Genomic DNA, 20175 nt, shown 5'->3' on the forward strand with positions numbered 1-20175 from the left:
CACATATGTTACAATTTTCTGTAGTAAAAAAACTCAGAAATCGCTTGCATGTTAAGGTAACTGGTCATCACTTTACAGAGGCTGAAGCAGCTTATGTAGAGGATACATTACTCCTTAATGATGCAATTGTAGATGTAACCTTCTACACTCGTAGCAGTCAAATCGCCATTAAACATACTGGCGATGTTGATGCTGTGCGTGAAGCAGTGCTAGGTCTACGCGATTTAGATTTGTCTGAAGCTCCTGCTTTGAACGAATATTCTCCTCGCTTGGTAAATAAAAAATACCGTGAAATGATGATCAACCGCACTGCACTTTACTTAGGTAAAAAAGCAGTGCTTCCTGCACCGATCGCGGCTGCATGGGCTTGGTTTGACGGTATTAAATTTATCGGTAAAGCGATTAAAACATTGTGGCAACGTAAGTTAACCGTAGAAGTACTTGATGGCGTAGCTATTGGTGCTGCTTTACTTCAAAAAGACTACCCTACAGCTGGTGCTGTTATGTACCTATTGGGTATTGGTGATATCTTAGAAGAATGGACTCACCGTAAGTCCGTATTGAATCTTGCTCAAAGCATGTCTTTGAATGTAGATAAAGTATGGGTATTAGTTGACGATATCGAAGTGAGCAAACCTGTTAACGAGGTTGTGGCTGGCGATCAAATTATCATTCGTCAAGGCGAAGTGATTCCATTGGATGGCGTCGTTATCGATGGTGTTGTCCTTGTTAATGAAAGCTCTATGACTGGTGAACCAGAAGCAGTTCGTCGCGATAAAGACAGTTCTGTATATGCAGGTACTGTTGTTGAAGACGGTAAAGCTATTGTAGAAGTACGCAGTACATCTAAAACATCTCGTTACGAAAAGATCGTTAACCTTATTGAAGAGTCTGAACAAATGAAATCTGGTATGGAACAACAAGCATACCGCATGGCAGATAAATTAGTTCCAATTAGCTTTATTGGTGCTGGTTTAACATATTTGTTGACTCGAAATGTAATGAAAGCATTGTCTTTCGTTATGGTTGACTTCTCTTGTGCTCTAAAATTATCCATTCCATTGGCAGTACTTTCCGCTATGCAAGAAGCATCTAAACGCGGTATCACTGTTAAAGGTGGTAAGTTCTTAGAACAAATTGCACAAGCAGATATGATTGTGTTCGATAAAACTGGTACTCTTACAAAAGCAGAACCTGAGTTTGAACAAATCATCCCGTTCAACGGTCATGATGCAGATGAAATGTTGAAATTAGCTGCATGTATTGAGGAACATTTCCCTCACTCCATGGCAAAAGCGATTGTACGCGCTGCTAAGGATCATGACTTGCCTCACAAGGAAATGCATTCCGATGTAGAATACGTTGTAGCTCATGGTATTGCATCTAAAGTCGGTCGCTACCGTGTACGCATTGGTAGTGCTCACTACATCTTTGATGATGAAAAGACAAAAATTCCTGCAGATGAACAAGAAAAATTCAACAATTTACCAAATTCATCTTCTCATATTTACCTCGCTATTGGGGGTACATTAGCAGCGGTTATTTGTATTAAAGACCCTGTTCGAGAGGAAGCAAAACAAGTTATAGCTGATTTACACACTTTGGGTATTAAAAAGATTGTCATGATGACTGGTGACTCCAAACGTAATGCACAACGTGTAGCTGACGAACTCGGTATTGATGAATTACATGCTGAAGTATTGCCAGAAGATAAAGCAGCTTATGTAAAGCAAGCTAAAGCTGAAGGCTATACAGTAATGATGGTAGGGGATGGCATCAATGACTCCCCAGCTATTTCTGAAGCTCATGTAGGTATTGCGATGAATGAAGGCGCTCCAATCGCTCAAAAGATTGCGAACGTTACTATTTCTTCCGATAACTTACAAGCTCTTGTAGATTTACGCCGCATTTCTATGGCATTGATGAAACGCATCAAAGTAAATTACAATGGTATCGTTGGTTTCAATGGTGCTCTTGTAGGTGGTGGTGTACTCGGTATTATGCCGCCAAGTCAAACAGCATGGTTGCATAATCTATTCACATTGGGTATCGGCTTAGAAAGCATGACTCCATTGTTGAAGAAAGAAGAACAACAGGAAACTGTTCCTACAATTGATGTAACAGCTGATTCTGTAGTAGCTTAATTAAAGACCTCCATACTTGGTAAGTATTTACCTGTGTGGAGGTTTTTCTTTTTTGATGACATTTATCCTTGATTATTGTAAAATACAAAGAGATTACATATCATAGGAGATCTATATGAACATTTTGATAGATATTTGTAAACGATCTTTTTATTTGAATCTATTTATCGTGGTAATTCCGATTATTGCGTATATGATTCATAATGGATCGAGTGCGACAGTAGCATTAGTATGGTATTTGTTGTTATCCCTATTTATGCCTTGGGCGTATTTATCGTTTAAAGACAGTACCTTTGGTGATGGTAAATCTATAAGCCGTATTGCTTACATAGTGAGTTGGATTGCCATTCATGGCATTGCATACAAAGGCATTTTCCTAGGTGTAGATTTATCTATGTTGTGGGGCTGGCCAACTGTAGGCAGAGATGTGGCTTTTTTAGTGTCTATGTATATTGGTGTCACAATTAGTCTAATTGTTGCTTACGGTTTAACTCGATTAGTGGGAGGCCGTAATGAATAAAAGTTTTTGGCAATTTACCTTTGTTTGCGCGCTCTTTGTTAGTGCCGTTACGACAGTACTTTCATTAAGTGGTGCCTTATCATTGCCAGTATTAGTATTTCCCGTATTATCGCTGGTGATACCCTTTATGGTGCGCCGACTAAAGAATGCTAAATTTAATGATGACTTGCCGTTGCATATGGGCTATCATACATACAGCTGGGCGTGGTGGACTGTATTTTCTTTTCTTCACACGCCGTTTAGCTTTAATGTAGACAATGGTATAACTAAAGCATTACTATTATTTGTAGTGTACTTTATTGTTCAAGTTCTTATTGAACTATGCGGTTTACTAGGAACAAAGTTTTTCAATCGTACCCACCGTTTGGGCATGATCGATGAAGCCCTCGATATAATTGGTTATATTATACCGATTCCGTTCTTGTATATCGGTTCCATTCTACATATTGATTTGCAAGATCCCATGGTATATTTTATGTATGCATCATCAATGAATGTAAATATATTATTTGCTGAGCTTGTTTTGTTGCTAGTATCTTTATTGGTATTTGTATTTTACTTATATCCTCGTGATTTAGCATATAAAGGTGTGCGTTTATTGCGCATTGTTATTACTGCAGCTATGTGGCTTGCTATGAATGCTCATATATTATATGGTGGCTACATTCCTGAATTTATTTTATCTTTAGTTCCCACCGTTTTCCCAACGTACCAAGGTAATCCGCTTATATTTATAACGCCAGCTCTTTTAGAGGCTGGTATGATAGGTGTGGCTGTAATTATTGGTGCATTGGTAGAGCGTGGTATTATTTCACAACGCCGTGAAAGTATTTAATTTCTAGTTTCGACTTATATCCAGAATGGAATGAGAGCGAAGGAGGATTTATGAACAACAATGAACGTCTAGTGGATGATAACTCAACTGTATCAATCCAAGATAATGAAAAGAGAAATCCTATGGAGAGCCCAAAAGCTGAAAAACAAAAGAAAAGTAGTATTACTATTCGTGAACTTACCATTATCGGTTTATTGGCCGGTATTACGATTGCTTTAGGTTTATCTGGCTATGGTATCATCCCATTGGGACCACTCAATGTCACAACACTACATGTACCAACATTGATTGGTGCCATTGTAGAGGGTCCTAAGGTAGGTGGCTTTGTAGGCTTTATTTTTGGTTGCTATAGCTTGTGGCAAAATATTACAGCGCCTAATATCTTATCTCCACTATTTATCAATCCCATAATTTCTGTGTTGCCTCGTGTATTGTTCCCAATCTTAGCATATTTAGTATATCTAGTATTGTGGAAAGTGCCTCAAGGCCCACGTATTATCGTTACCGCATTTATGGGCACAATCTTCCATACAATCATGGTTATGGGCTTAATCTTCTTGCTTTACGCAGATATGTTTGCTCTTAAAATGAACCTTAGCCCAGATCAAGTGTTAGGATCTATTCTTTTCTTATCTGCTACACATGGTATTCCAGAGGCTGTTTTTGCGGCTGTTATCGTTACACCAGTTGCCATGGCATTGCGTAAAGTATTGCGTAAGGATAAGCCTAAGAAAACTAAAGGTGAAGATGTAACTGTAACAGAAGCTAAAGAACCTGAATTAGCTGGAACTACTGTAGTAGAAACTAAAGAAGCTAACGCCGGAGAAGAAAACTTAACGAAATAAGTATTTTACAGGCTTTTTATAAATATGATAAAATAAATATCATTCGATAAGTATTGAGGAGGATAACCATGGCTAAACGCATTCGTACTATCAACACTGAATCCTTACAAAAAACTGCTAAAACTGGCGGTTGTGGGGAATGTCAAACATCTTGCCAATCCGCTTGCAAAACAAGCTGCACAGTTGGTAACCAAGTTTGCAAACAAAAATAATAAAGAGGCTCGCTTAGCGGGCCTTTTTTATTTATGTTTATAATACATACCTTGTATGGTATATCTTTATGACTCTTTTCATAACCTTTACGTTAGAAATGTGGTACAATTATCTAGAAAGTTCTATATACTAGAACTTTTACCATACATATCAATTGGAGGTACCATGTTAGAATTAAAACCAATGATCCATAAGTTTCGGATGAAGGATAACTACTACTGCTTAGATGTAAATAGCGGTATTATTCACGTTATCGACGAACTCATCGATAGAGTTCTTGACATATATGATGGCACCAATCGCGATGCTGTACATGCTGCGTTAGATGCTAAAGAAGATGCAGTAGAACTCGATGAGATTATGGACGAGTTAGATGAGCTCATTAAAGCAGAACAATTATTTGCTCCAATGAGTACAGAATTTAAACTTGTAGTAGGTGAAAAGCCTATCGTTAAGGCTTTATGTCTTAATATTGCTCATGATTGTAACTTAGCATGTAAATATTGCTTTGCTAGTCAAGGTGATTACGGCGGTGTAAAACGTGAGTTAATGAGTTTTGATGTAGCAAAACGGGCGGTAGATTTTCTCATTAAAATGAGTGGTCCTCGTCAACATTGTGAAATAGACTTCTTTGGTGGTGAACCGCTATTGAACTGGGATGTTGTTAAACAAACCGTTGAATACATTGAGTCCATTCAAGAACAGCACAATAAAATCTTTAAGCTTACATTAACTACGAACGGCATGCTTTTAACACAAGATAAAATTGACTATGTAAACGAGCATAAGTTGAGTCTTGTATTATCCTTGGACGGTCGTGAATCCGTGCATAATGCAATGCGACCAGTAGCAGGTAGTGGTGCCGAGTCTTATAAATATATTGCTAAAAACCTTATCAATGCCGTAAAACAACGTCATGGTTTAGAATACTATGTGCGTGGTACATATACGCATAAAAACTTAGACTTTACTAAAGATGTTATGGCTATGTCTGATCTTGGTTTTGAACATTTGTCCATGGAGCCTGTTGTAGGCGAAGAAGGGGACTATGTTCTTCGTGAAGAAGATTGGCCAGCACTTGAAAAAGAATATGAAAAATTGGCAGATATCTATTTGGAACGTCAATTAGAAGGTTGGGGTGAGAAGTTTAACTTCTTCCACTTCCGTATGGATTTGTACCGCGGTCCATGTATGGCAAAACGTCTTCGTGGTTGTGGTGCTGGTCATGAATATATGGCAATTGTTCCAAATGGTGATATTTACCCATGTCATCAATTTGTTGGTAAAGACGGTTTCGTAATTGGTAATGTGTATGAGGGCTTGCAAAATACAGAAATCCCTAAAGATTTCCGTAACACCCATGTATTCTCAAAACCAACATGTGCTGAATGTTGGGCTAAATTCTTCTGTTCTGGTGGTTGTCATGCTAACAATATTACATTAGGTGGCGACTTAGAAACACCGTATGAATTTGGTTGTCGTCTACAAAAGAAACGTATTGAATGTGCCATCATGATCCAAGCTGAGTTGGAACAAGCGGGTATCGATGGTAGTATTCCTGTCGCTTTAGGTTAATTATCAATTATTCTCCGAGTATAGTAGGAGTTCATATGAAAGAAAATAGTAATCAAACTATAGAACGCTGGGGAATTCGCTATACCGGTATAGTTCAAGGGGTCGGATTCCGGCCCCTTGTTTCTATGTGTGCCCATTCTCTAGGATTAACTGGTATTGTATATAATGATAGTCACGGTGTATATGTTGAAATACAAGGTCCTCTAGGAGCATTACAACTATTTTTAGATGCTATTCAAGAAGAGCAACCTCGTTTATGCCGTATCACTAGTCAAACAGTGCAGCCGCTTACTATAAAAGATGAGGAAACTACATTTTCCGTTGAACCATCTCCATTAGGAGAAGATGTTAGTACGTTTATCAGTGCAGACACGGCGCCTTGTGAAGATTGCCTTAAAGAGTTACAACATGATAAGCGAAGACAGGAATATTCTTTTGTCAATTGCACAAATTGTGGACCACGATATACGATAATCAAATCGTTGCCCTATGACCGGGAACGAACGACGATGAACGAGTTTCCCATGTGTGAAGCTTGTCTAGCTGAGTATGAAGATATAGAGGGGCGTCGGTATAGAGCTGAACCAAATGCATGCTCTCATTGTGGTCCTCGTTATACTTTATACAAGCCAAATCGCACGGCTGTAGATACGGTAAATGTATGGAATACAACGCGTGAATTGATCAATGAAGGTAGCATTATCGCTATAAAAGGGGTAGGTGGCTATCATCTTGTATGCGATGCACGAAATGACGCGGTTGTACAACGCTTACGGAAGCGTAAGAATAGGCCTCATAAGCCATTAGCTATTATGGTTGGTTCATTAGATACAGCTATAGAGTTAGTTCAAATTAGCGATGTAGAACTAGATGTATTGACGGGGATGGAACGTCCTATTGTGCTATTAGAAAGAAATCATAATAGCTCTGTCCGTTTAAGTTCTCACGTAGCACCTGATAATCATATGCTAGGCGTAATGTTGCCGTATACACCGATGCACGAGGTCTTATTACCCTCTGATGCAGCCTGGGTTATGACTAGTGGTAACAGAAGCGGTGATCCCGTATTATATAACGATGACCAAGCGTTTAATGAGCTAGGTGAGGTAGCAGATTATTTTCTCGTTCATAATCGTGAAATCTACGCACCTCTTGATGATTCTGTAGTGATGGTTATCAATAATAAACCACGCTTTATTCGTCGCAGTCGTGGCTACGTACCTGAGCCGATTCATTGTGAAAGTATAGAGGCGACACCGATACTGGCTATGGGCAGTGATTTAAAAAACGCTTTTGCCCTCAATAAAGGGAATGAAATTTTAATAGGGCCTCATATTGGTGACCTAGAAAATGCATCTACCCATGAAACGCTAGAGTGGACGATTAATCGCTATGAAAATTTATTTTCCATAAAGCCTAACAGAATCATTGTAGATAGTCATCCCCAATTTTTCTCCTCTCATTTAGGGGAACATATTGGTGAAAGCTCACAAATACCAGTTGTGACTATTCAGCATCATCATGCACATATAGCCTCTGTTATGGCTGAACACAATTTGATAGGCCCTGTACTAGGCATTGCTATGGATGGTACTGGTTATAGTCCCGATGGAACCATATGGGGAGGAGAGTTTCTTCTCTGTAAAGGCAATCAATATCAACGATTAGCTCATATTCATGAGGCGCCTTTACCAGGTGGGGAAAAAGCTGTCTCTGAACCTTGGCGTCAAGCCTTATGGTACATACGTAATTATTATGGAAATGATATTCCTTATGCTTACCAAACATGGATGGAAAATCTTCCGAAAGGTTGGGAAATTCTAGATAAAGCATTACAGTCTACAATGCCCATGATACAAGCAACTAGTTGTGGTCGTTTATTTGATGCTGTAGGATCTCTCTTAGGGCTAGGTATGATACATACATATGATGCACAAATTACCATTGCCTTAGAAGCCTTATGCGGCGAAGAAAAAGGTTCTTTACTTGACTATAATTATGATGGGAAAGTTCTAGACTTTACACCTACTGTACAAGCCATTATGGATGGCGTTGTACAAGGTAAATCGCGTGCTCATCTAGCTGCATCTTTCCATAAAACAATTGCTATTGCAGTTTGTGAAACTGCAGCCGATTTAATGGAACGTTATAAAATTAGTGATGCTGCTATATCAGGTGGCGTATTCCAGAACCGTAAATTAGTAGAATTGATCTATCGTACATGGCATGTAGGCAATTTATATATGAATGAAGCTGTACCAGCTAATGATGGAGGACTTGCTTTAGGCCAATTATGGCTTGGGAGTCAAATCCGATAGTTAGGCTGAGCTATTTGTAGCGGCTATCACTAAATAATGTTTGCAATTGTGATACAATCATATTAGATATATTTATATATTCTGAGGAAGATTTTTTGAAAAACTTCTGATTAAAGTGATTTTTTTACTATATAAACGAGTGTTATTAGAAATAAAGATAAGGAGATCGTATGTGCTTAGCTGTACCAGCCCGATTAATTGCTGTGAATGATGCTATTGGCACTGTTGAATTGACGGGTGCTACACGGGATTGTAGCTTGCTCCTCGTACCAGAAGCAAAGGTAGGGGACTGGCTATTAGTTCATGCAGGTTTTGCAGTACAAATTGTTGATGAAGAAGAGGCTCAAAAAACATTAGAGGCCTTTAAGGAGTTAGAAGAACTTGAAGAAGCTTACTTTGCAGGAAAAGCAGAACACAGCTGATACATTGTTAAAACGTATCAATGCACTTCATGAACCCGGCGAAACTGTGCGGCTTATGGAGGTGTGTGGCACACATACAGTGTCGATTTTTCGAGAAGGTCTTCGTCAACTCTTGCCAAGTGGCATTGAACTTGTTAGTGGACCAGGATGTCCTGTATGTGTAACGGATCAAACATATATGGATAAGGCATTAGCCTATGCCGAACGTGAGGATACTATTATTGCTACCTTTGGGGACATGTTAAAGGTTCCTGGTAGTTATAGCAGCCTCAGTGAAGCTCAAACTAAGGGGGCTCATATCCATGTAATCTATACACCTTTAGAGGTGATAGAATTAAGCAAAAAACATCCAGAAAAGAAAATAGTCTTTTTAGCTATTGGCTTTGAAACGACTATAGCAGTCATTTGTGCTACTGTGAAAGCTGTTCACGAGGCAGGACTAAAGAATGTTTTCTTCCTCGTATCTCATAAATTAGTACCACCTGCTTTGCGGGCTTTACTAGATAGACAAGAAGGCCATATTGACGGCTTTATCTTGCCGGGCCATGTGAGTGTTATTATTGGCGAAGAACCATATGGTTTCTTACCTGAAGAATATGGTATTCCCTCTTGTATCGCTGGCTTTGACGGCTTAGAAATTCTGTCTGCTATTGCTAATATTTTAGAGCAACGAAAAACTGGTAATATTGTTGTGGGTAATACGTACCATTCTGTAGTTATGCAGAAGGGGAATCCTGTGGCTCAAGCTATGATGAAGGAAGTTTACGACATATGTGATGATGCATGGCGTGGTATTGGTATTATTCCAAACTCTGGCTTGGCTTTAAAAGATAAGTATGCCGCTTATGATGCTGAGCGTGCGCTACCCATTGAGCTAGAGAAACCATCCCTTGATCCAAAAGGGTGTCAATGTGGACGAGTTTTGCAAGGCCTTATTAAACCAAGTGAATGTCCATTATTTGGTAAAAGTTGTACTGCGGATCATCCCGTAGGGGCTTGTATGGTCTCTGTAGAAGGTAGTTGTGCTGCTTGGTACAAATATGGATATTCCAGTGGTGGATCGACGTGGGAGGATTAATATGGAACGAGTTCGCTTAGTCCATGGTAATGGCGGTCGATTCAGTCATGAATTGACAGAGCGTTTTATTTTGAAATATTTTACTAATGATTTATTGGCCCCTTTACACGATGGGGCTCAATTTCCTGTTACAGCAGGGCGCATGGCATTCTCTACGGACTCATATGTAGTACAACCAGCATTTTTCCCTGGTGGAAATATTGGTAAACTCGCAGTATGTGGTACCGTTAATGACCTTGCCATGAATGGGGCAGTTCCACAATATTTAAGCTGTGGCCTCATTTTGGAGGAAGGCCTTGCCTTTGAGGAATTAGATGAAATTCTTCGTACCATGGCAGAGATGGCCAAGGCTGCAAATATACAAATCGTTACTGGTGACACAAAGGTTGTAAAAAAAGGTGAAGTCGATAAAATCTATATTAATACTGCTGGTATTGGTATGATTCCAGACGGGATAGATATTGGACCGCATCGCGTAAAAGCGGGCATGGATATTATCTTATCTGGAGCTATTGGAGATCACTCCATTGCCGTTATGGGACAGCGATTTGGTTTAGATTTATCTGATTCTTTAAAAACAGATTGCGCGCCTTTAAATAAGATGGTTCATGCGGTGCTTGATAAAGTAGGATCTCAAGTTGCCTTGTTGAGAGATCCTACAAGAGGTGGCTTAGGCACTGTGTTAAAAGAAATTGCAGATCAAAGTCAAGTAGGGATTAAGGTTGAAGAAACGGCGATTCCCGTTCACGATGAAGTACAGTCTGTTTGTGATATTCTAGGCTATGACCCACTATATTTAGCGAATGAAGGTAAAGTCGTTTTAGTAGTTGAACCAGAGATTACCGACCAAGTTCTTCAAGTTTTACATGGTTTTGAAGAAGGAAAAGAAGCAGTTCTCATTGGTAAAACCTTAGATAAAAATATTGGTAAAGTAGGATTGCAAACAGCTATTGGCGGTGTTCGTCTAGTCGATTTATTAGGTGAGGATCAAGTGCCACGTATTTGTTAGCTCTATAACTAGAAATAATAATTTAATTAATATATATAATTTCTTTCTTTTTTGTGATATTTGATGCTTTTTAAGTTTAGTTCTATTAGATATTGACAGTATCGCGCTGTGATGATAGCATTAAATTAAGTTGTATAAAATTCACTACTCGTTCATCGTGTTTTTATACAATATTGGTATCTTTATGTGTAAGTTCTTATACTTTCACTAGAATCTATGTATAGAATTTGTTAAAATATAAGTATCTATAGGAGGCTTATTATGAAAAAGAAAATTATTACAGCTGTTCTAGGGATTTGTTTAACTACAACTGCATTTGGTGGCATTTTGACTACTCAAGCTGGCGGCTTAAGCAGTATTCTTGGCGGTGCAGCTAAAATTGGCGGCATCGGTATTGTTATTAACAAATTCGGTCCTCAAATTGACACTTTCTTAAATAAATTATTGAAACAAAATAACTTAAGCACAGAATATACAACCAAAGTAGTACCTATTATTAGTATCGGTACAAAAGGTTATATTGGTGCTGCTCAAGTTACTGGTCCTGCATCTAGCATTGAAGAAGTTAAAGCGGTTGCTCAAGTAGAAGGTAGCTTTAACGGCATGGTTCGTGTTAAAGGTTTAGTTCCTGTTGATAGCACAAACCCAGTTGGTGCATCTCGTGTGCAAGGCGTAGGTGTATCTGCGATTATTGATTTGAAAATTTAATGGCCACTGAGCATATAAAATAGTAGACTCAGGGAATAAGCACGGTCTTAGGCCCGTGCTTATTCTGTTGTATAACAGTTATACATTAGATACGTTGTGGAGGAATTTATGAAGAAGCAAGTACTTACACTTTTAATGGCATCCCTAATTTCAGGCACTGCATTTGCTGCTCCTGGTACAGTAACAGAGAAAACACATGTTTTGGAAACTACTGTATATGGTTCTGTACAAGATGGTGCCGTAGTGGACCGCATTAATCAACTTGACGAAACCGTGTATGGTACTGGTTTCAATGGAAACTCTGCGACATTGAGTAAACGTGTTGATACACTCTATAACTCCGTAGAAGGTAGTGGTACAAATATTTCTTTGCGTGAAGAAATGGACGCATTAGAATATACGTATCAAAATAGCATTAACGCAGGCTCTCTTGTTGATCGTGTAGAGAAAATGGAACGTAGCGTAAATGGTCGTATCGGTAGTGGCTCTTTACAAAAGCGTATTGTTTCTTTAAAAACTAAAGTATATGGTAGCAATGTAACTCTTACTAACCAAGTAGGCACATTGGCAGGTGACCAAGTATTTAAAGTAACTTTAAATGATGCTGTTTCTTCTAAAACAAGTCATGAAGGCGATACTATATCCTTCACTGTGGCTGAAAATGTAATGGATGGCAATGTATTGTTAGTTCCTGCTGGTACTGTAGGATCTGGTACGATTACGTCCTTGAAAAAGGCACGTTCCTTTGGTCGTAATGGTGCCTTAGATATTACATTTGATACTATTCCTGCTATCGATGGCACAGAATTCACTGCTGTACAAGGTAAAGAAGCTAAAGACAAAACTCGTAGTGAAGTAAAAGCGGCTGGCGCTTCCGTAGCTGGTGCAGTTTTACTTGGACCTGTTGGTCTTGTTGGCGGTGCATTCGTTAAGGGGAAAAATATAGAGTATCCAGCTGGTTCTACAATCTATGTACAACCACAAGACTCTGTAACTATTCAAGGTCTTGTTATCGGTGGTGACGGTTTAGCGCATAGCGATGATGAATTAGCTGATGCAGTAACTGTGCCAAATGCAACTGGTGAAACTGAGGAATATGTTGAAAACAATGGTACTGAAGAAAATGAAGCTGTAGTTGAAGAAACTACTGAAGTTGAAGAACCAGAAGAAGTAGTAGAAAATGTCTCTCAACCTATCGTTGTTGTAAAACGCAATCAATAATTAACAAATTCTTAAAGCAAGAGGAGTTCTAGTAACCATGAGGAAACGTAAAGTACAATGGCTAGCAGCGGCATGTGTGTTTTGTTTAGCACAACCTGTATGGGCCGCTACGGAGTCAACCACGGTATATCAAGATCAATTGGATAGCGTAGGCCAATCTTATGCTGGGGAAATCTCTAAAGCATCTACACCTGAACATAGCAATATCCGTGTTGTACGTCGTGGTGAAAAGGCAAAATCTGCTGAGCCTACAGAGCAGTTACCTACTCGTATTGATGCAGACAAAATGTCTTATAATGGTTCCACAGGTAATGTATATGCACAGGGTGATGTAGTAGTTACTCAAGGTAATCAAACTTTGATGGCACCTCGTATTGAAGGTAATACGAAAACTACAGAGTACCGTACAGTTGGTGGCTATCACTACTTAGAAGATGGCGGTAAAACAAAGGATATTACAGGTCAAAATATGACATATCGCACTAGCGACCGTCATTTCACAGCTGACCAAGCGATGGGGTGGAACGATCCATATTATGTAAAGGGACAAAATGCAACCTTTGATGGTCAAACTGGACATATGGAAAAAGGCATGGTTACCACAAAACATGCGATGGCATTTAAACATACCCCGGACTACCGTGTAGAAGGGCAAGACATTAAAGTATATCCTGGCGATAAAGTCGTTATCAAAAAACCTTCCTTCTATATCAAAAACTTTAAAATTTTATCCTTGCCATCCTATACCGCTTCTTTACGTCATGATAAAAAGAATAAATTTAGTATTTTCTCTTTAATACCAAAACCTACGTATAATAGCGATAATGGTATTGGTTTACATGGCAGTACTGAATATCCAATTGGTAAGAGAGGTGAAGCTTATCTTGATTACCGCTGGTATTCTAAAGCCGGCTTTAAACCACAGGTTGGGTATCGTCATTACTTACCTTGGGGGACTGCTTCTATTGGTTACAGCAAGGAATCCAATGAGTATAATGATAAAACTGTATGGATTGAAAAGATTGGTGAAGTTCGTTTAGATACACATACGTACCATGTAGCACAATCTCCAATTACTGTACGTGGTGGAGTTAATGTCGGTTATTGGAAAGAGGATTCTGTAAAAGGTTCTCATAAAGAATACTATGCTGAGGTATCTCACGATCCGATTAAACTTGGTAAAAACGCAGATTTGCGCTTCTTAGGCGGTTACCAACGCGACTACTACGGTTATGATGGTTCTATTCGTAGCATGCCTTATTGGGGGGCTAGATTCCAATCTAAAGTTGGCAATCGTGCAAATGTCTGGGTTAGCTATGATCAAAGAAATATTTCTTACAATAACTCTCCATATCGATTCGATACGACAGAGCTTCCTAAGGAGCTCATTTATGGTGGCTCTTATAAATTAACTCGTCTAGATGATATTTCTGTAAGTGTTAAAAATAATATGATGAGTGGGGATATTGATTCTATCTACTACACATGGCATCGTGATTTACACTCCTTCGATATGTACTTAACATATAAGGATGGTCATAAAAACAGAGATAATCAATGGAAGATTAAATTTGTAGGTAAAGACTTTTAGTTAGGAGACTATTATGCAACGCATTAGAAAAGCCGTAATTCCAGCAGCTGGTTTTGGCACACGTTTCTTACCAGCTACTAAAGCACAACCAAAGGAAATGCTTCCTATTGTGGATACTCCTGCTATCCAGTATATTGTGAAAGAAGCCTTGGATTCTGGTATTGAAGAGATCCTAATCATCACAGGTCGTAATAAACGCGCCATTGAGGACCATTTCGATAGTAGTGTTGAATTAGAATTATTGTTACAAAGCCAAGGTAAAAACAAACAATTGGCCATGATTAAGGATTTAGCGGATATTAAGGTTCACTTTATTCGTCAAAAAGCACCTCGCGGTCTTGGTGATGCTGTATTGTGTGCTAAAGCATTTATTGGTGATGAACCATTTGCAGTATTACTTGGTGATGATATTGTTTATAACCCAGAAAATCCATGTTTAAAGCAATTAATTGATTGCTATAATGAGCATCCTGGTATTATCTTAGGGGCTCAATTTGTCCCTGAAGATAAAGTTAGCTCATATGGTATCGTATCTGGTGAGGCTTTAGCTGATAACCTATATCGCGTTGATAACTTGGTGGAAAAACCTAAGCAAGAAGATGCTCCATCTCAACTTGCTGTATTAGGTCGTTATATCTTGACACCAGATATCTTTAACATCTTGGAAAACACTAAACCTGGCGTAGGTAATGAAGTTCAATTAACGGATGCCTTAGCAGCTTCTAAGACTGACACCTATGCATTGGCCTATGAAGGCATTCGCTATGATACAGGTGATAAATTAGGTTATTTGAAAGCTACTGTTGAGTATGCATTGCGCAACGAAGAGTTAGGTGAAAACTTCAAGGCATATTTAAAAGAGCTAGATTTTAAATAATAAATCTATAAGATTTAACATTATAAAAGAACCTATGATATATCATGAACTGCACCTCCAAAAATTGTGTCCAATTTTGGAGGTGCGGTTCAATCATGGGTTCTTTTTGTTCTTCTAGTATATTTAGCTAATAAAGATATATTATTTTATATTTGTTAACAAATGGATAATGACTTTTGTTGACGAATGAAATGATGTTGATTATAATCAATTTATTGAATGAATAAAGGACTGTGATTATATGAGAACATTATTTAAAGCATTATGTAATAATGACTTAGATCTACCAGGTCATAGCGTTATTAAGCATATGCATTATGATTCTTCCGGTAGTGATGAAACTATATGTAAGATAGTATCTCAAGTTGCTAAAACTACGACTATTGGTATTATGGACAAATCGGGATTCTTGATGGTTGATTTACGTCCAGTGCCGAAACAATTTAGCATTCGCACTACCGTACATCAAGAGGAAATCAGTGGCGCTATATCGTTCTCTAAGAATGATATAGTACAATTCGTGAATGATATTAATGACACGAATCCAATTCATCGAGAGGCTCCTTATGTCGTACCTGGGTGCATGATTCTTGAAACATTGTGGAATTATTGGAATATTAGTAAATCTGCGCTGCAAATGGCGATTTACTTTCATGCCCCTGTCATTGCAGAGGATATGGTGACCTTAGTGGAAGTCCCTGAGGATGCTCATGTAGAAGGTTATGTAGGTGATACATTGGTATTTTCTGCTACTTTTTTTGGTGAAAATGAAGATTCAACATCTTTGAAACAAAGATCTATTAGTTAGAGGTAATTATGGAAGCAAGACGTTTAACAAAAATGGCTTTATTAACAGCCTTATTATGTATTTCAGCATATATTTCTTTTCCTTTGCCATTTAGTCCAGCCATGGTAACGGCATTGACTTTGGTGGCTACATTAACTGGTTTGCTGTTACAACCAAAAGATGCATTTATTGTATTTATCATTTATGTTTTACTTGGTGCTGTAGGTTTACCAGTATTTGTTGGTGGTACAGCTGGTCTTGGTAAATTATTAGGGCCTACAGGGGGCTTTATCTTCTCTTGGCCAATAGCTTATACATTATTAAGTGTATTTAAAGGTTCTAAGAAGAGCTTTTTCTCTTATGCATGGCGTTCTATTGTAATTACAATTCCTGTAGTATACCTATTTGGTGTGGCAGGCTTTATGATAGTTACAAAAACAGAACTTTGGGCAGCGTTGCCAGTAGTAATGTTCCCATTCATTCCAGGGGACATTGTAAAATGTCTCGTTGCTTCTTGGTTAGCAACTAAAATTAAAATTTAGAACCTAATAAAAGGGGCATTCCTAGGGATGCCTCTTTTATTTTAATATAAGGAGTTCATATGTCAGTATATATTCACGACGGCCTTCGCAGCCCTATTGGCGTTTTAAATGGACAATATAAACATATGAGACCTGAAATGTTAGGGGCTCAACTTATTAACGAATTAGTCAGACGGCATGCTATTTCACAAGTAGATGGAATCTTTTGTGGCAACGCAGTTGGCACTGGTGGTAATATTGGTCGTCTTATGGGACTAATGTGTAATTTACCGAATTCTGTTCCTGCTATTACCGTAGATATGCAATGTGCATCAGCTTTAATGAGTATTGAAATGGCCTATACGCACATTGCATCAGGTGTTATGGATGCTGCTATTGCTGGTGGTATTGAAAGCTCCTCCTTACAACCCGATCGAATCTATGCAGCTAGAGATGATCGAGAAGGTTTATATAAGGTAGCTCAATTTACCCCTGAAGATCGGTCTCCTTTAGCTATGCTTGAAGGGGCTGAGCGAACGATACATAAGCATAATATAACGAAGGAAGATTTATATCCCTACATTATTAACAGTCATCGACGTGCTTTTGGAGCTTTAGATAATCCACATTTACAGTCTTATATTATGCCCATTACGCTAGATGGCAAAGTTTGTGTAGACGAATGTATTCGTCCTAAGATGAACGAGAAACTCTTGTCTAGGATGAAGCCTTTATTGGGTCCTAATTCCATTACAAATGCAGGCAATGCTTGTTTAACCCATGATGGAGCGGCATTTGTATACGTATCTAATACAAAGGGACCCTTTAGAATACATAGTGTTATGCCTTGGGCTGGAAATCCTCAGTTTAGTCCAGAAGGAGCATTAGAAAGTACTGAAGCTATTTTAAAGCTGACTGGCTTAACTATGGATGATATAGACGTAGTGGAATGGAACGAAGCCTTTGCCATCATCGATGTGCTTTTTAATAAGGCGTATCCGAATCATATGGAAAAATATAATACGTTAGGCGGTGCGTTGGCGTATGGACATCCGTATGGTTGTTCTGGTGCTATTTTAGTACTTCATTGTATGGCAGCCCTAGAATCGTGTAATGGTAGATATGGTTTATGTGCCATTGCAGGCGCAGGCGGTACAGGTACAGCTTTGATTATGGAGCGTATGTAATATGACAATCATTGAACGCTTGCAACAACATAAAGACTTACAACCATATAAAATTGCTCTCATAGTTGATGAGGAACAGTATACATATGGTCAGCTATATGATGCTATTATCTCTATGGAGTTTAACAATACAAGTAGAATAATTAATTTAGATCAGTTTAATGATGGTCAGAAAAATAAGGTACTCTTAATTCAGAGTCTCTCTTTTGTAGAACAATTATTACAGTGGTTATGGGGGTTATATAAAGGGTATATCTCCATGGTGTGCCATAATGAAATGGATGTGGCTTATATCGATGAGCTAGCTCGGATTATAAGTGTTGAAGGCGTTCCTACATCTGCAGACTTTGGTGTCCTTACCTCTGGAACTACGGGGCGCCCCAAACCTTTGTGGCGCAGTGAGAGCTCGTGGCGAGAGTTCTTTGATATTCAAAACAATATCTTTTATATAAACAAAGATACAAAAATCTTCTTACATGGTAGCTTTAGCTTCACAGGTGTTAGTAATATGGTTGTCGCTGTGCTATGGTCTGGTGGAACCGTTATTACAACGAGTTCGTTGCGTCCAATTCGATGGATACAGCTTATTGATAAATATCATGTGGACCATATATATGCACTGCCAACAAAATTACGATTATTAGTACGTCATTGCAAAAGTAAACTAGACTGTATTAACTATATCATCGGAGGCTCTCAAGTACTGGATCGACAGTTGATGGAACAGTTAGAACTAATATGTCCGAATATGGAGTTTATTCTCTATTATGGTGCATCTGAACTTAACTATATAACATATTGTACAGGTAAAGAGTGGTTAGATAGAGAAGGTACTGTGGGAAGACCCTTTCCATCTGTCAAGATTGCAGAGCAGAACAGCGTTATTTATGTGACTACAAAGCATCATATTGAAGGCATTCCCGATACATATACTGTAAATGATTGTGGCTATATAGATAGCGATGGGTATCTCATGTTTAATGGGCGGCGAGGTGATGTGATCAATAAAGGGGGCTATAAAATTTCTATCCCCGAAATGGAATTATATTTACAATCCTTACAGGGCGTTTCTGAAGTGGCTGTTATTACAATTAATGATGAAATACGCGGGGAAGACTTTGTTGCCTATGTGGTATTAGAGGATAATGCTGAATTAAGTAAAATTATAGAATGCATTCATCATGAAAGACCTTCAGTGGAGTGGCCAAAAGCAATACTAGAAATTCCTATAATACCCCTTACGGAATGCTCAAAAGTTGATAAACGAAAACTAAAAGAATGGTATAATAAAGGGTAATCGTTTTTCTATTAAAAGGAGGCATCATGCAGATTAATAAGGCTGCGCTAGAGATTTTTGACTTTACGTCCTCTTTAGCCGTATATTCTGAACATGAACTAAAGGTTGGCGATCAAGCTATACAAGATTATATTGCTAATCATGTAGCTAAGGCGTTCAAAGACCCAGGTGCTAGAACAGGTACTTTACATGATGCAAGTCCATTTGGTAAACAGCTTGTGGAGTATAAAAAGGGAGACCTCAAGTTTATAGATTTATCTAAGAATTTAGGTGAAAGCTTATTTGCCTATATGAAACAAGCAACGGACTCCGTAGTAATCGATACGATTATTTGTGAAGCTGTTACAGATACGACTTATATTTGTATTCTTTTGTGCCAAGCTCATGATGCTTTCACCCATCAACTATTTAGTGAAGATGATGGTACATTAGCTACAGAACTTGTTTCTCATAAGGCAGTACTACCTATGCCATCTCAAAAATTACGTGCCTTTGCATCTATTAATTTACATGATTTTAGTGTTCGTATTTTTGAACCAAAAGGTGAGTTTGATGGTGAAGTATCCTACATCTTAGCGGATAAGGTATTACAATTAGGTACTAATCAATCCTCCCGAGATACAGTAAAAAAGGTGAAAGCCATTGTAGATAAGGTGGCTCAAGCGCATGAGTCTGATGGCATCATTGAATTGACGACTGCAAAGTCTATGATTGCTAAAAATGCTGAAGTATCAGATACAGTCGATCCTGTTCGTATAGTAGAAGAGGTATTCAAAGCGAATCCGATTCAACAAGAGGCGGCTAAGAAAGAATTAGCTGATGCAGATATGATGCGGCCTTTACCGGTGAACCGTGAGTTTGCTACAAAGGTTGGAGAACATCATAAGATTAAAACCGATACGGGCATTGAAATCTCTTTCCCTGTGGAATATATGAAAAATCGCGAGTTTATTGAAATCAAAACTAATGATGATGGAACGTTGCGCATTGAATTAAAGAATATCAATAAAATTATGAATAAATAAGA

19 protein-coding genes are annotated in these 20175 nt (G+C 38.4%); all 19 read left to right on the forward strand.

Annotated features, from left to right (window positions below; all coding sequences use genetic code 11):
• Positions 1-5 precede the first annotated feature (5 nt).
• Positions 6-2144, forward strand: coding sequence for a heavy metal translocating P-type ATPase (locus tag VRHSUH09_RS03155; protein WP_105081354.1), 2139 nt, complete (start codon positions 6-8; stop codon positions 2142-2144).
• 115 nt (positions 2145-2259) lie between these two features.
• The gene (locus tag VRHSUH09_RS03160) at positions 2260-2664 is read left to right on the forward strand and encodes a hypothetical protein (RefSeq protein WP_009351406.1); all 405 of its coding nucleotides are present in this window, start codon (positions 2260-2262) and stop codon (positions 2662-2664) included.
• Positions 2657-3499: a hypothetical protein gene (locus VRHSUH09_RS03165; protein ID WP_054747689.1), complete on the forward strand. Its 843-nt coding sequence runs from the start codon at positions 2657-2659 to the stop codon at positions 3497-3499. The genes VRHSUH09_RS03160 and VRHSUH09_RS03165 overlap by 8 nt, the downstream gene beginning before the upstream one ends.
• 50 nt (positions 3500-3549) lie before the next feature.
• Positions 3550-4344, forward strand: coding sequence for an ECF transporter S component (locus VRHSUH09_RS03170; RefSeq protein ID WP_054747691.1), 795 nt, complete (start codon positions 3550-3552; stop codon positions 4342-4344).
• A 68-nt stretch (positions 4345-4412) separates the two neighbouring features.
• Positions 4413-4556, forward strand: coding sequence for a six-cysteine ranthipeptide SCIFF (gene scfA, locus VRHSUH09_RS03175; protein WP_004693318.1), 144 nt, complete (start codon positions 4413-4415; stop codon positions 4554-4556).
• Between the two features lie 166 nt (positions 4557-4722).
• A complete protein-coding gene (gene scfB, locus VRHSUH09_RS03180; protein ID WP_009351413.1) occupies positions 4723-6132 on the forward strand; it encodes a thioether cross-link-forming SCIFF peptide maturase in 1410 nt (469 codons plus the stop codon).
• 35 nt (positions 6133-6167) lie between these two features.
• Entirely contained in the window at positions 6168-8450 is a 2283-nt protein-coding gene (gene hypF / locus VRHSUH09_RS03185) for a carbamoyltransferase HypF (protein ID WP_105081355.1), read from the forward strand.
• A gap of 170 nt (positions 8451-8620) precedes the next feature.
• On the forward strand, positions 8621-8872 hold the full coding sequence (locus VRHSUH09_RS03190; RefSeq protein WP_009351428.1) for a HypC/HybG/HupF family hydrogenase formation chaperone: 252 nt from the start codon (positions 8621-8623) through the stop codon (positions 8870-8872).
• Positions 8832-9950 carry a hydrogenase formation protein HypD gene (gene hypD / locus VRHSUH09_RS03195; RefSeq protein ID WP_105081356.1) on the forward strand — a complete coding sequence of 373 codons (1119 nt, stop codon included), beginning with the start codon at positions 8832-8834 and terminating at the stop codon, positions 9948-9950. Before VRHSUH09_RS03190 ends, hypD begins: the two co-directional genes overlap by 41 nt.
• 1 nt (position 9951) lies before the next feature.
• Complete coding sequence (hypE, locus tag VRHSUH09_RS03200; RefSeq protein WP_105081357.1) at positions 9952-10959, forward strand: hydrogenase expression/formation protein HypE; 1008 nt, start codon at positions 9952-9954, stop codon at positions 10957-10959.
• Between the two features lie 261 nt (positions 10960-11220).
• A complete protein-coding gene (locus VRHSUH09_RS03205) occupies positions 11221-11667 on the forward strand; it encodes a hypothetical protein (protein ID WP_054747695.1) in 447 nt (148 codons plus the stop codon).
• A gap of 108 nt (positions 11668-11775) precedes the next feature.
• Complete coding sequence (locus VRHSUH09_RS03210; protein ID WP_054747696.1) at positions 11776-12888, forward strand: hypothetical protein; 1113 nt, start codon at positions 11776-11778, stop codon at positions 12886-12888.
• Between the two features lie 37 nt (positions 12889-12925).
• Positions 12926-14479: an LptA/OstA family protein gene (locus tag VRHSUH09_RS03215; RefSeq protein ID WP_105081358.1), complete on the forward strand. Its 1554-nt coding sequence runs from the start codon at positions 12926-12928 to the stop codon at positions 14477-14479.
• Positions 14480-14492: 13 nt separating this feature from the next.
• Positions 14493-15356 (forward strand): UTP--glucose-1-phosphate uridylyltransferase GalU, encoded by an 864-nt coding sequence (galU, locus tag VRHSUH09_RS03220; RefSeq protein WP_105081359.1) that lies wholly within the window; start codon positions 14493-14495, stop codon positions 15354-15356.
• Positions 15357-15597: 241 nt separating this feature from the next.
• Entirely contained in the window at positions 15598-16164 is a 567-nt protein-coding gene (locus VRHSUH09_RS03225) for a hypothetical protein (RefSeq protein ID WP_105081360.1), read from the forward strand.
• 8 nt (positions 16165-16172) lie between these two features.
• Entirely contained in the window at positions 16173-16685 is a 513-nt protein-coding gene (locus tag VRHSUH09_RS03230; RefSeq protein ID WP_009372087.1) for a biotin transporter BioY, read from the forward strand.
• Positions 16686-16744: 59 nt separating this feature from the next.
• Positions 16745-17851 carry a thiolase family protein gene (locus VRHSUH09_RS03235; RefSeq protein WP_105081361.1) on the forward strand — a complete coding sequence of 369 codons (1107 nt, stop codon included), beginning with the start codon at positions 16745-16747 and terminating at the stop codon, positions 17849-17851.
• A 1-nt stretch (position 17852) separates the two neighbouring features.
• Positions 17853-19148, forward strand: a complete 1296-nt coding sequence (locus VRHSUH09_RS03240) for an AMP-binding protein (protein ID WP_105081362.1) — start codon at positions 17853-17855, stop codon at positions 19146-19148.
• Positions 19149-19174: 26 nt separating this feature from the next.
• On the forward strand, positions 19175-20173 hold the full coding sequence (locus tag VRHSUH09_RS03245; RefSeq protein ID WP_054747704.1) for a nucleoid-associated protein: 999 nt from the start codon (positions 19175-19177) through the stop codon (positions 20171-20173).
• Positions 20174-20175: the final 2 nt, after the last annotated feature.

Source organism: Veillonella rogosae JCM 15642, from assembly GCF_002959775.1.
In the GTDB taxonomy this organism is placed as follows: Bacteria; Bacillota; Negativicutes; order Veillonellales; family Veillonellaceae; genus Veillonella; species Veillonella rogosae.